General features: G+C 65.0%; 11 protein-coding genes and 1 other RNA gene. 9 read left to right on the plus strand and 3 right to left on the minus strand.

Features of this window, described 5'->3' with window-relative positions:
• Nucleotides 1–12: 12 nt before the first annotated feature.
• The 8 genes from ssrA to ABWK72_RS21350 all read left to right on the plus strand — a co-directional run bounded on the left by ssrA (nt 13) and on the right by ABWK72_RS21350 (nt 8455).
• Nucleotides 13–369, plus strand: a transfer-messenger RNA (tmRNA) gene (gene ssrA / locus ABWK72_RS21315).
• A gap of 97 nt (nt 370–466) precedes the next feature.
• Entirely contained in the window at nt 467–1072 is a 606-nt protein-coding gene (locus ABWK72_RS21320) for a hypothetical protein (protein WP_367871600.1), read from the plus strand.
• 151 nt (nt 1073–1223) lie between these two features.
• Nucleotides 1224–1937, plus strand: a complete 714-nt coding sequence (locus ABWK72_RS21325; RefSeq protein WP_367871601.1) for a sigma-70 family RNA polymerase sigma factor — start codon at nt 1224–1226, stop codon at nt 1935–1937.
• A 132-nt stretch (nt 1938–2069) separates the two neighbouring features.
• The gene (locus ABWK72_RS21330; protein WP_367871602.1) at nt 2070–4886 is read left to right on the plus strand and encodes a protein kinase; all 2817 of its coding nucleotides are present in this window, start codon (nt 2070–2072) and stop codon (nt 4884–4886) included.
• A 5-nt stretch (nt 4887–4891) separates the two neighbouring features.
• A complete protein-coding gene (locus ABWK72_RS21335; protein WP_367871603.1) occupies nt 4892–5503 on the plus strand; it encodes a hypothetical protein in 612 nt (203 codons plus the stop codon).
• Between the two features lie 93 nt (nt 5504–5596).
• Complete coding sequence (locus ABWK72_RS21340; protein ID WP_367871604.1) at nt 5597–6322, plus strand: RNA polymerase sigma factor; 726 nt, start codon at nt 5597–5599, stop codon at nt 6320–6322.
• A 102-nt stretch (nt 6323–6424) separates the two neighbouring features.
• Nucleotides 6425–6619, plus strand: a complete 195-nt coding sequence (locus ABWK72_RS21345; protein ID WP_367871605.1) for a hypothetical protein — start codon at nt 6425–6427, stop codon at nt 6617–6619.
• Nucleotides 6620–6622: 3 nt separating this feature from the next.
• Nucleotides 6623–8455: a serine/threonine-protein kinase gene (locus ABWK72_RS21350; protein WP_367871606.1), complete on the plus strand. Its 1833-nt coding sequence runs from the start codon at nt 6623–6625 to the stop codon at nt 8453–8455.
• A 61-nt stretch (nt 8456–8516) separates the two neighbouring features.
• Here ABWK72_RS21350 and ABWK72_RS21355 read toward each other — a convergent pair whose 3' ends face one another.
• Nucleotides 8517–9260, minus strand: a complete 744-nt coding sequence (locus ABWK72_RS21355; RefSeq protein WP_367871607.1) for a hypothetical protein — start codon at nt 9258–9260, stop codon at nt 8517–8519.
• 145 nt (nt 9261–9405) lie between these two features.
• On the opposite strand from ABWK72_RS21355, the gene ABWK72_RS21360 reads away from it, so the two are divergent.
• Nucleotides 9406–10188 carry a serine protease gene (locus ABWK72_RS21360; protein WP_367871608.1) on the plus strand — a complete coding sequence of 261 codons (783 nt, stop codon included), beginning with the start codon at nt 9406–9408 and terminating at the stop codon, nt 10186–10188.
• Here ABWK72_RS21360 and ABWK72_RS21365 read toward each other — a convergent pair whose 3' ends face one another.
• Both ABWK72_RS21365 and ABWK72_RS21370 read right to left on the minus strand, forming a co-directional pair.
• Complete coding sequence (locus tag ABWK72_RS21365; protein ID WP_367871609.1) at nt 10189–10719, minus strand: hypothetical protein; 531 nt, start codon at nt 10717–10719, stop codon at nt 10189–10191.
• A gap of 139 nt (nt 10720–10858) precedes the next feature.
• A complete protein-coding gene (locus ABWK72_RS21370) occupies nt 10859–12325 on the minus strand; it encodes a DUF1501 domain-containing protein (protein ID WP_367871610.1) in 1467 nt (488 codons plus the stop codon).
• Nucleotides 12326–12366 lie beyond the last annotated feature (41 nt).

Consider the following 12366-nt stretch of genomic DNA (forward strand, 5'->3'; position numbering starts at 1 on the left):
GCGTCAGTCAATGGGGGCGTTCTGGTTTCGACGGGATGTTCGCAGTGCTGGCTGCACGTGGAGGTTGATCGGCTGGCCTCCTAAAAAGCCGCTCAAAACAAATAAATGCAGACTCTAACGAGCTTGCCCTCGCTGCTTAATTGACAGCGACACCGGAACCCATGCGCACGCGGTGGGGGAAGGTGAACACTTAGCGTGCTGGCCTTGGCGTCGGGTAACCGGACACCTTGGCGAGATCCACAGGTTTCTAGGAAGGAGAACGCGGCCGTCGGGCCTACGCCTTCCGAAGCTTCAGACCGGCGGATAAACGTGTAGAAGCCCGCATGAAAGATGTTTCGGACAGGGGTTCGACTCCCCTCGCCTCCACCATTTTTGATCCCGGCCCGGCTCGCTGCCAGGGCCGGGATTTTGCTTCCGGCCCGTTCCGCTTTTCCTAGTTTCCAGATTTGTTCCGCGTCCTCCTGCCATGGCTGATATCCCGCCTCCCGTCCCGCGCCGCCGCTCCTGCCTCGTGCCGGCCTTGATCGGCATCATCGTCGTCCTGCTTGTCACCGCCGGCCTGTGGTTCTGGTTCAACCGGCCGATCAAGCCGGTCCAGCTCAGCGCGGCGGAGAAGACCGCGGTCGAGCAGAAGGTGGAAGCCATCCAGCAGGAGAAGCCCGCCGAGCCGACCTACGAGAAGGGCTCGCGCGACATCGTGCTGACCGAGCGGGAACTCAATGGCCTGCTCAACGAAAAGACCACGCTCGGTGGCAAATTGAAGTTCGAGCTCGGGACCGATGTCGTCCATGCGCGCCTCGAAACCGATCTCGATCCCGATATCCCCGTGGTCGGCGGCAAGAAGCTGAAAGCCCGCGCGCGCTTCTTCGTGAAGGCGGAGGGCGGCGTGCCCAGCCTGGTGCTCGACGACCTGACCGTGTGGGGTGTCTCCGTGCCGAATGACTGGCTCGGCCAGATGAAGGGCAAGGATCTCCTGGGCCAGATCCTCGGCGGCGGGAAGGGCGGCACGGTCGCCGGGATCGAGGAAATGAAGGTCGAGCCGGGGCAGCTGAAGATCCGGCTGAAGGAGTAGATTGGAAGAAATCATCAATCACCAATCTCTCAATCATCAATAGGACTGCGCTGCGCGGGGAGATGGTGAATGATGGTCAGGCGGTCTACTTTCCCGGTAACAAACCCCGCCCTTTCCTGAATCCTCCGGGCAGCGCATGCTTCCCGGAACCGTGGCCACCCGACCTCCTCTTTTCGCCACCACCCGCTGGTCGCTGGTTGCTGCCGCCGGGGCGGGGGAGTCGGCGGCGGCGCTTGAGGAACTCTGCCGCCTCTACTGGTTCCCGATCTACGCGGTCATCCGCAGGTCGGGCAAATCCGGCGAGGACGCGAAGGATCTGACCCAGGGTTTCTTCGCCATGCTGCTGGAGCGGCGCTCGCTCGATCTGGCGGACGACTCGCGCGGGCGCTTCCGCAGCTTCCTGCTCACGGCATTGAAGCGCTACCTCGCGAACGAGTGGCACCGCGAGCATGCCGCCAAGCGTGGCGGCGGCCGCGATCTCGTCCCGCTCGATGCCGAACTCGCGGAGCGTCTCTACAGCAGGGAAGGGGAGCAGGCTCGCACCCCCGACGAACTCTTCGACCGCCGCTGGGCGCTTGCCATGCTCGATGCCGCGATGGCCGCTCTGGAGCGGGAATACCGCGAAGCCGGCCGGGCGGAGGAGTTCACGCGTCTCGTGCCAAGCCTCACCGCGGGCCGTGGCGAGACCGACTACGCCGCGCTCGCCCTTGATAGCGAGGGCACGGAGGGAGCGGCCCGCGTGTCCGTCCATCGCCTGCGCAAGCGCTTCCGGGTCCTTGTTCGGGCCGAGGTCGCGAGAACCGTCCTCTGCGAGGAGGAGGTGGACGGGGAGATGGCCGCGCTGATGCAGGCGCTGGGGGGCTGAAGGAAACATCGAACATCGAACGCCCAACACCGAACGTCGAAGTTTTGAGAAATCATCAGGGCTATTTACCTCGGTGTTCGATGTTTCCCCTTTTTCCTGTAACAACTCTCCGGATTCCCTGAATCCCCTCTCATGAGCGCCTCTCCCGCCTGCCCGCGCTGCGGCTCCCCGCTGGATCCCTCCGGCGCGGCGGGGCTCTGCCCGCGCTGCCTGCTGGCGATGAACCTGCGCACGCGGACCATGCCGACCGGCGAGCACCCCTCCTCCTCGCCGCCGCCATCGCCCGCCGAACTTGAGGAAAAGTTCCCGCAGTTCGAGATCCTCGAATGCCTCGGCCGCGGCGGCATGGGCGTCGTTTACAAGGCCCGTCAGAAGGCCCTCGACCGCATCGTCGCGATCAAGATCCTGGCCGGCGAATGGCAGGATGATCCCGGCTTCGCCAGCCGCTTCGAGAAGGAGGCCAAGCTGCTCGCCCGGCTCAATCACCCGAACATCGTCACCATCCATGATTTCGGCCACGCCGGCGGCCTCTTCCACATCGTCATGGAATACATCGATGGCGTGAATGTCCGCGATCTCCTGCGCGATGGCCGCCTGGAGCCGGAGCAGGCGCTGGCCATCGTCCCGCCGATCTGCGATGCGCTGCAATTCGCCCACGACCACGGCGTGGTCCACCGCGACATCAAGCCGGAGAACATCCTGCTCGACCGCGAGGGCCGCGTGAAGATCGCGGACTTCGGGATCGCCACCATTGCCGGCGAGGCCGCGGACCGCTCCGGCACGCCGGACTACATGGCACCCGAGCAAGCGACCCATTCCGCCGGGCTCGATCACCGCGCGGACATCTACTCGCTCGGCGTCGTCCTCTACGAAATGCTCACCGGCCAGCGCCCCGGCAAGCGCCTTGAAGTCCCGTCTAACAGGGTTCACATCGACGTGAAGATCGACGAGATCGTGCTGCGCGCCCTGCAGGGCCGGCCCGAGCTGCGCTTCCAGACCGCCGGCGAGTTCAAGACCGTGGTCGAGACCTTCGCCGCCACCCCGCCCGCGCCCGCGACGCAGCAACCGTCGCCCGGTAAGGCGGCCCGGTCCGGCGCGCCGAGCGAGGATGCACCGCCGCCGCCACCTGTTTCTCCGGCGCAAGAACCCACCATCCCGGAATCGCGCTCGCGCCTGGCCCTCATCACGCTGCTCGTCGCCCTCTTCGGCACGCCCTTGCTCATCTCCTTCGTCAATCCAAGCCGCGAGGGCATCGTGCTTCTGTTAGGTCTCTGCTGCGCGCTCGCCTCCATCGTCCTCGCCGTCCTCGCCCGCCGCACCCGTAAGGGCAAGACCGTGCTCGCCATCTGGTGCAGCCTCATCGCGATCCTGGCCATGCTAGGCATCGTCTATGCGGGTTTGAACCGCTCGGCCGTCGCCGCCGCCCGGGAGAGGGCGCAAGTGGAGGCCCGCAACTCCGAGCATCGCGAATTGGCTGAGAAAATGGAGCAATCTGGGAAAGTCGTGTTCACCCCCGCCGGGATCGATCCGACTCTGGCCAAGCCGGATCCTAGCGCTTATCCCGGCCTCTTCACGGAAACCGATCCCGGCAGGCTCGGGAAGGCGATCGCCAAGAACCGCCTCCGGATCGCTTTCGATGATAAAGGCGCACTCTCCCTCAACGGCAACTCCACCGATCTGCCGCAATTGGCCGCCACGCTTCGAAAGTTTGCCGCCCGGGATTCTGAGCGCCCGGTCAAGATCCTCAGCACCACTCCGCAAATCGACCTTGAACGGCTCTCGGGCATCCTGGATGCCTGCCGCGGTGCCGGATTCACCCGCCTGACTTTCTGGAATGCTTCGGATCACGCTGAAGTTTCCAAGTCGCCGCCGCTCCTCATCACGCTCTCGCTTACCCCCGATACGGTTCGCTCTTTCACACTCGATGGCAGCGCCCTCGCTTGGAAAGACATGGGCCCGGCACTCGGAAAGTTCGCCGCCGCGGACCTTCTCCGCCAAGTCCGGATCCATGCCATCACGCAGGCAGGGCAGGATTCCGAGGCTGCACTGCTGCTCTCGATTTGCCGCCAATACGGCTTCGTCCGGCTCTTCTATACCAGCGATCCTGACGAATTCCTTCCGGCCACTCCGACTGTCATCACCATCGCCAAGGATGGGAACCTCCTGCTCGATGGACTCGCAATGCCTTTCGATCGTCTGTTAGAAACTCTCCACAGATTGACTGCTTCCGATCCGCAGCGGCCGGTGAAGATCGTTGCCGATGCTGAAACACCCTACACCGCGATCCAAGCGGTTCTCGATCTCTGTAGCCGGGCGGCGATCACGAATATCTCTTTTGGGACGAGCGGGAAAAGCACCCTCTGGGAGGAAATGGAGGCTGCCCTGGAGGCCGATCGAATCGCGGAGGCCGATCGACTCGCCCAGCAGGAACCGCCCTTGCCGAAATGGGAGCTAGATCCCACCCTCACGCAGCTCCTGCCCAAGCCCGCCATTCAGATCCACCTGACCATGGATGGCGGTCTCACCCTTGATGGGAAGGCGATCAGCTTGGAGGCCCTGCGGTTCGAACTCGTCGCCATCTCCCGCGTCGATCCCCAGCGCCAGGTCCGTGTCAGCGGAGACAAGGATATTCCCGCCGGACGCATCCAGGAAATCATGAACGTTTGTGGCGAGGCCTCACTCCCGCGGGTTTCGGTCCTCCGCTCCCTCGACCGCCTGCAAGAAGTCGAATTCAACTCCGCCTTCAAGTCCTACGAGATCCTCCAGACCCGCCTGCGCGACGCCCGGTTGGATCGCGCGCTTCTCTCCGGCAGCGGCGAGGCCGGGGAGCAGGACCAGATCAAGGCAGAACGACTCATTTCCTTGCTTGAAAAGTCGCTCGAAGACGAGCGCGCCAACATTGAACAACTCCAGCGCCAGGAAGACGCGGACCTCCAACCCCAACGCTAACGTTTATGAAAAGGTATGCCATCCTCGCCACGCTCGTGGCCTTCGCGGGATTTGCGCCCGCCCTCCATGCCGAGACGCCATCGCCGGTCATGGTGAAACTCACCCAGATCGACCTCGACGTTGCCATCCACCACTATGAGAAGCTCCAAGGACTGCTCCGGGATACCGAACTCGAACGCATGATCGGGGACGGGACCCGCTCGCAAAATCATCCGGATCAGGACCGGCTCGAGCGCAAGATATCGATCCTTCAGAAGCTCTGCGCGGACACCCGCGAGGAGATTCTGAAATTGGGCGAAGTCGTCGAGACCTCCAGAGCCACCTCCGGGGTTCCGACAAATCCAGAGCCGGTTGCTCCGCCGCCACTTCAGCGGTCCTCTGCGATGCCTGGTGCGGCATCGAACCCGAGTGTGGCTCCTGCCGCAGGTAGTCCCGGTCAATTCTCTGTACCGGGAGCGGCTGCGCCCCCCAGTGCGATGCCGGCAGCTCCGGCTGTAGGTGCTCCCCGGCAGTTTGCATTGCCTCAACCTCAACTTCAGCCGCCTGCCGGAGTTCCGGGCATTCCCGAAGCCTCTGCTCCCTTGGCTCCGCCCTTGCCCGCTCCGGAGGGTTTCTGAATGGCCCGGGAGCGCGGACTTCAGTCCGCCCTCCCGGGGCCTGCCGCATTCTTTCGTGTAACACCCGGCGGGAAATCCGGTAGGATCTCGCAAATGCCCGCCACGCCCGAGCCCTCCGGCCAGCATGTCTCGCTCTTCGCGACCACACGTTGGTCGATCGTCGGCGCTGCGGCAGGGGACGACGACTCGCGTGCGCGCGACGGCTTGGCGCTGCTCTTCGAGGTCTATTGGCCGCCTCTCTACCGCTACGTCCGGCGGCTCGGCCGCGTGGAGCAGGATGCGGAAGACCTCGTCCAGGGCTTCTTCGTCCACCTGCTGGAAGGGCAGGGATTGCGGCTCGCCGACCGCGACCGCGGACGCTTCCGCGCCTTCCTGTTAGGCTCGCTCAAGAACTACATGGCGAACGAGTGGCAGCGTGACCATCGCCAGAAACGCGGCGGCTTCGCCCCGCATCTATCGATCGATTGGCAGGATGCCGAGAGCGGCCTCGCCCTCGAGTCGGCGGACGAGCGCAGCCCCGACAAACTCTTCGACCGCGAGTGGGCGCTGGCGCTGCTCGACAAGGTGCTTTCCGATCTGGCGGCGGAGGAGGAGGACTTCGTCCGCTGGAAGCCATTCCTCAGCGTCAGCAGCGAGCGGATTTCCTACGCAGGGATCGCGGCGGAATTCGCGATGACGGAAGGCGCGGCGCGAGTCGCGGTGCACCGCCTGCGGAAGCGCTACCGGCATCGCTTGCGGGAGGAGATCGCCCGGACCCTGGCCTCCGACGATCTGGTCGATGATGAGATGCAGGCACTCTTCGCCGTCCTTTCGGAATGATCCACCCACCGGCAAAGATTTTGGTAACGGCAAGCCGGAGACGTGTAAGGGCGATTGGGCGCAGCTTGCGCCTTCACTGAACCCGAAACCCGTCGATACACCATGATCCTGACACAATCCAAATACCACGCCATCGGCTCCGGGCTTGTCGCCTGCCTGCTGGGAAGCATCGCGATCAAGTTCGGAGACCATCACGTGGAGCTGCCGTTCAAACTCCTGGTGGCCCTGGGGGTCGCACTCGTTCTGGCAGGTCTGGTCTTGCTCCGCTACTCGTGGGCGATCCGCGAACGCCGCTGAGCCATGGACGAGACCCTGTCATGCCCCGAGTGCGGCAAGCCAGTGCCGGCCGACAGCCAGCACCGGCTTTGCCCCGCCTGCCTGATGGCCCAGGCGATGGCCTCGCGCACGCTCGATCCGGAAAACCCCGGGAGAAGCCCAGCCCCGCCGCCCGCGCCGGAGGAGATTGCGGACAAGTTCCCGCAGTTCGAGATCCTCGAGTGCCTCGGCCGCGGCGGGATGGGCGTGGTTTACAAGGCCCGCCAGAAATCGCTCAACCGCTTGGTCGCGATCAAGATCCTCGCTCCGGAAAGCGTGGACGATCCGCGCTTTTCCGGGCGCTTCGCCACCGAGGCGGAGTTGCTCGCGAAATTGAGCCATCCGCACATCGTCACCATCCACGACTTCGGCGAGACCGGCGGCCTCTACTATCTGGTCATGGAATACGTCGGCGGGGTGAATCTCCGCGACCTGCTGCGGGAGGGCAAGATGCCGCCGGAGCAGGCGCTCGCGATCGTCCCGCCGGTCTGCGAGGCCCTGCAATACGCCCATGAGCAGGGCATCGTCCACCGCGACATCAAGCCGGAGAATATCCTGTTAGACCGGGATGGCCGGGTGAAGATCGCGGACTTCGGCATCGCCGCGCTGGCCGGTGCCGCCGCCGACCGCTCCGGCACGCCCGCCTACATGGCCCCGGAGCAGCGCGCCGCCGCCAGCGCCGTGGACCATCGCGCGGACATCTACGCGCTCGGTGCAGTGCTCTATGAGATGCTCACCGGCGAGCGTCCCGGAAACTGGCCGCCCGCGCCCTCGCGCCGCGTGCAGATCGATGTCCGGCTCGATGAGGTCGTGCTGCGCGCCCTCGAAACCGAGCCCGGCCGCCGCTACCAATCGGCCGGTGAATTCCGCAGCGTGATCGATACGGTCGCGGCGGGGGAGGTTCCCGCCGCGCCGGGCGAGTGGCAACTGCGCTGCACCTCCTGCGGTGCCACTCGCTCGCTCGCATCGGCCGGAGGCGTCCGCATCGGTGCCGCCTCAATCGGAAAGCGCACGCTCGCCTGGTGCCGACACTGCAGCGGCCTGCGCTTCGCCGCCGTCGAGCAAGCGACGGTCCCGGTCCCGCGCGCCGCAGCGACCGGCCAGTGGCAGAACGTCGACTACCGCTCGCGGCAGGAGTTTCTCGGCTGGCCGCTGCTGCACATTGCCGCGGGAGCCGATCCCCTCACGGGGCAGCGCCGCATCGCCCGCGGCTGGCTGGCGGTGGGGGACGATGCCATGGGCTTCCTCGCCATCGGTGGCGTGGCGAAGGGCTTCTTCGCGTTCGGCGGCATGGCCCTCGGCGTTGTCGCGTACGGGGGCGTGGCGATCGGTGGTATCGCCCTCGGCGGTGTCGGTCTTGCATTGCTGGTGACATTCGGCGGACTGGCGATCGCCGGTTACGCCGCTGTCGGCGGCAAGGCGATCGGCTACTATGCTTACGGGGGTTCCGCGTCCGGCGCGCATGTGCTTGGACCGCTGGTCCGCGATCCCGAGGCGATCCACTTCTTCCAGCCTTGGGCGGATCGCTTGCTCGCCAGCTTCGCGCTGTGGAACGTGGTCGTCATTGCCCTCGCCATCGGCCTGCAGATCGTGCTGCTGCGTTGGGCTGCGGGTAGGACCAGTCCGGTGCCAGGCCCGCCGCTGGCGGCGGGAAGCGTTCCCGCTCTACAGTGGAAGCCGATCCTTCACTTTGGTCCCGCGCTGCTGCTCGTCATCGCTTGGCTTAGCTCCGGGCTAGAAAGGGGAGCCGTGCTGATCCTCGGCATTGTCGTCGTGGCCGTGCTGGTCATCAGCGCGATCTCGAAGTCCCGTCGTTAAGGGGAAGTTCCGGACAGTTTGAATGAGCCCGCCGGGTTCTTCCGCTTCCGCACCATCTCCATCACGCTGCCGGGATCACCATCTGCGCCGCGTGGCTTTCGGATTCCACGCGGATCTTGAGGTGTCCCGGGGCGAGGCTTTGCCAGCGGAAGCCGGGTGTCGCCACATCGGCGAAGACGACGTGCTTGCGGGAGGCATCGGCGATGCGGATCACCGAGCCATCGGAATCCAGGAAGGCTGGGCGGAAGGCGGCGACGCAGCGGTGGAGGGGCGAATGCAGCTCCACCTCCAGGCAGCGGCAGGCGTCGAGTGCGGCCAGGATCTCCAGACGATGCGTGATTGCCGCGGGCGGGCTTGCTTGCCAATCGTCGAGCCAGGCACCGGCACCAAGCTTGCGGCCATTGCGCGCGTCGATGGGGATGCCATCGCAACTGTCGATGACGGCGCGGATGGCGCGGGATTGCCAGTGGTGCTCGTGGAGCCGCACCGAGAGATCGATCACGCCGCTCTGACCGGCGGTGGCGAAGACCGGGACACCGTCGTCGGGATCGGGCAGGAGATAGACGTGGCGGGTGAATTGAAGGTCGGTTTCCAACCCGCTGATCGCATCGCGCAGGAGGCTCCAGCCGTGCCGTCCATCGGCGACGCAGAGGCCGAAGGGACCGGCCTTGGCGAGACTGAGCCCTTCCTGACGGAGGATCAGTGTGCCCTCGCCGAGCAGGCAAAGATGATTGAGCAGGAGGGGAAGCGGGCCTTGCAAGCGGTAGGCGAAACCCGGCGAACGGAGCGGCGATATTCCGGACATGCAGCGACCCTAGCGCGGGCCGGGATCCACCGCTCCCGCGGCCTTGCGAAAGACTGGCGCTGGATTGTCCACTTGCGCCGGAGCGGAAAGTGCCCTGCGATGCGTTGAAAGGCGGCGGTCTTCGCCTGCTTACCATTGTCCCGTGATGAAAAGAGCCCTCCTTGCCTTGCTGTTATCCCTGGTCATGATGCGAGCGGCGGGTGCCGCGGACTTCGCGTCCCAAGTGCTGGATGCGACTTTCAAGTTCTTCCATGCCGACTCCACCTCGACCTGCTTTCTCATGCGGCGTGACGGCGATCCTGCGCTCTATCTGGTAACTTGTGCTCACACGCTGGAGCGGACCAAGGGCGAGACCGCGGTGCTGGTGCTGCGGGAGGCACAAGCGGATGGCTCTTACAAGCGCCGCGACCACACGCTCCCGATCCGCCAGGGTGAGACGCCCTTGTGGACCCGTCATGCAAAAGAGGATGTGGCGGTATTGAAGCTGGCCGGCGAGCTGCCGGTGAAGGCGGCGGCATTGCCGGAGTCCGCGCTCTTGGACGAGAGCGGCTTGAAGGACTCGGGCGTGCATGTGTGCAGCCCGCTTTTCGTGCTGACTTATCCTCAGCGCTTCGAAGCAAACGGCGCGGGATTCCCGGTGGCGCGGCAGGGGGTCTTCGCGAGTCCGCCGCTGCTGCCGATGAAGTCGCATCCGACATTTTTAGGCGACTTCACGACCTTCGCCGGAGACAGCGGCGGGCCGGTCTTCTTTCCGGGCAAGGATGGCAATCCGCTGATCGCGGGCATCGTGATCGGCCAGCACCACCATGAGGAGCGAACGAAGAACGGCTTTGAAGAGCACATCCAACGATATCCGCTGGGCATGGGGATCATCCTGCATGCGGCATACGTGCGCGAGGCGCTCGCCGCGGCGGCGGTGAAGGAGTAGTCACTTCGCCTGCTGCTGCGCACCGGCGGGGGTGAGGATCAGATCGTCCGCGGTGTAGGGGGAGCGGTCGGGCCCGGCCGAACGCAGGCCGAGACGGCGGAATTCCTCCGGGTGGACGACGATCGGGGTCCCCCAGCGGTCGGCCAGCATGCCGTCCTTGGCGAACAGCGGATGCCCCGCCCTGACAAATACCTCGCGGTTCGGGTTCTCTCCGCGCAGGGCCGCGGCGAGGTCGGCATTGCCGCCGATGGGATTGCGGCTGGAGTCCTTCACGATGGAGAAGTAGCCGGTGACCACGCGGTGAATCTTGCGCAGGTCCTCGATCGGCGGCGTGGCAGGATCGCCATAGCCTTCGAGCAAGCGTTCCGCAGCGGTCGGCTGGTCCGGAATCGGGAATGCGGCCTGGCTGTCGGTCTGGGAGGAAGGAAGGTCAATCGCCTCCGGAGTGGTGCGGGGACGGAATGCCCGCCATGTGAAGAGAGCGATCGCGGCAAGCAAGATGAGGATGAGCAGCGCGCGCGGTCGGGTCATGAACGGGCTGGCGGGACGGGTGTTCCGGGAGGGTTCTACTCTCTAGGGTACGGCCTCGTCCTTGGCAAATTGGAACCGAAGCGTGCCACCCGCTGAACGGTTCCTATGGCAGGCGTTCCCTGAGCAAGAGCGCTCCGGGTCAAGCCAGGAACCCCACCGGGTTCACGCTGCTGGCCGGATTGTAGAAGTTCCGGATGTTCGGCAGCACGCTATCCATGTCGCCGGCGGTGACGCCGAACCAGCGGAGCAGCTCGCAGAAATACTCGTCGGCGGAGAGCTTGGGGAAGATGCGGCCGCCGCGACCGATGTCGTCGGGGCCGTCGATGACCAGGGAGGGGAAGCTGCCGCGGACGGTGCCTCCCTGCACCGGGCCGCCCATCACGATCTGGTTGCTCGACCAGGCGTGATCGGTGCCTTGGCCATTCGAGCGCAGGGTGCGGCCGAAGTCCGAGGCGGTGAAGGTGATCACATCATCCATCAGGCCGAGTTGCTCGAGGCAAAGCTGGAAGGCGTAGAGCGCGCCATCCAGGACCGACAGCATGTTCCTGTGGTTCTCTAACAATTCCGCGTGATGGTCCCAGCCGCCGAACTCGATGAATACGGTCTGCCGCTTGAGCTTGAGCTGCTCGCGGATGGCGATGGTCTTCACCGCGGCGCGGAATTGGGAGGAGATGTAGTGATTGGGGAAGGGCGCATCCCGCACCGTATCGGCCACGCTCTTGGTGTTCAAGGTTCCCGGGGCGGCGTAGTGCTGCTGGAATTGCGCACCGCGCTCGACGCTGTTGGCCGTGGTCCGCGCATGGGTGCGGTGGAAGAGATTGCTGTAATGCTCCTCCACCGGGCTGGCGATGATGCTGCGGATCGCCTGATTCTTCGCGACGAGTGCGGGCGAAGTGCCGCCTGCTCCGGTGAAGCCCAGCGCTCCTTCGCCAGTGATGACGAATTGCCCTTCGCTCTCGCCGATCTGGAAGGCCGAATTGCCCGCCACCGAGAAATTCATGGGCATGTAGTAGTTTGCGGTCTGCTCGGTATTGAGGGTGGAGTGGATGATGTCCGCTGCGCGTCCGCCCCAGCCGCTGAGGACGCTCATGCCCTGCGGCACCGAGGTCTGCCATTGCTCGATCTGGTCGCGGTGCGAGAAGAGCGCCTTCGGCACGGCGATGCTGCCGTTGAGGTAGGCCTGCTTGTTGGCGATCGGCTCGATCAGGGTCCCGATATTCGTCAGGAAAGAGAGGCGCTTCCTGCCAGCGAACTGGCCGGTGCCGTTGAACATCTCCGCCAGCTTCCCGCAGGAGGGATGCACGCCGTAGCCGCTGTCCGTCAGGGGAATGATCTTCTTCGCAGGATCGGGATCATTGAGCGGGATGGCGAGGTTCGAACGGGATGCAGTGTATTCCGCATACCTGCCGTCGGTCGGGATCAGCAGGTTGAAAGTGTCGCAGCCGCCCGAGAGGAAGATGCAGACCAGCGACTTCCGTTGCCCGGCGAGGCCGCCCTGTGCCGCGGCGTGATTCGCCATGGTCAGGTTCAGCAGCGTGGAGAGGACCGAGGTCGAGCCGATGGCGGCACAACTGGCTTCTCCTAAGAATTTGCGGCGGCTGCGCATGGGTGTCGAAATTTGAATTCTGATATCCGGTGGGCGGCAGG

The sequence above is a fragment of the Luteolibacter sp. Populi genome (genome assembly GCF_040801775.1).
GTDB lineage: Bacteria > Verrucomicrobiota > Verrucomicrobiia > Verrucomicrobiales > Akkermansiaceae > Haloferula.

Excerpts from the sequence above, each read along its gene's own strand:
- ABWK72_RS21320 (WP_367871600.1), top strand. The coding sequence starts at position 467 with ATGGCTGATATCCCGCCTCCCGTCCCGCGCCGCCGCTCCTGCCTCGTG.
- ABWK72_RS21330 (WP_367871602.1), top strand. The coding sequence starts at position 2,070 with ATGAGCGCCTCTCCCGCCTGCCCGCGCTGCGGCTCCCCGCTGGATCCC.
- ABWK72_RS21335 (WP_367871603.1), top strand. The coding sequence starts at position 4,892 with ATGAAAAGGTATGCCATCCTCGCCACGCTCGTGGCCTTCGCGGGATTT.
- ABWK72_RS21340 (WP_367871604.1), top strand. The coding sequence starts at position 5,597 with ATGCCCGCCACGCCCGAGCCCTCCGGCCAGCATGTCTCGCTCTTCGCG.
- ABWK72_RS21345 (WP_367871605.1), top strand. The coding sequence starts at position 6,425 with ATGATCCTGACACAATCCAAATACCACGCCATCGGCTCCGGGCTTGTC.
- ABWK72_RS21350 (WP_367871606.1), top strand. The coding sequence starts at position 6,623 with ATGGACGAGACCCTGTCATGCCCCGAGTGCGGCAAGCCAGTGCCGGCC.
- ABWK72_RS21355 (WP_367871607.1), bottom strand. The coding sequence starts at position 9,260 with ATGTCCGGAATATCGCCGCTCCGTTCGCCGGGTTTCGCCTACCGCTTG.
- ABWK72_RS21360 (WP_367871608.1), top strand. The coding sequence starts at position 9,406 with ATGAAAAGAGCCCTCCTTGCCTTGCTGTTATCCCTGGTCATGATGCGA.
- ABWK72_RS21365 (WP_367871609.1), bottom strand. The coding sequence starts at position 10,719 with ATGACCCGACCGCGCGCGCTGCTCATCCTCATCTTGCTTGCCGCGATC.
- ABWK72_RS21370 (WP_367871610.1), bottom strand. The coding sequence starts at position 12,325 with ATGCGCAGCCGCCGCAAATTCTTAGGAGAAGCCAGTTGTGCCGCCATC.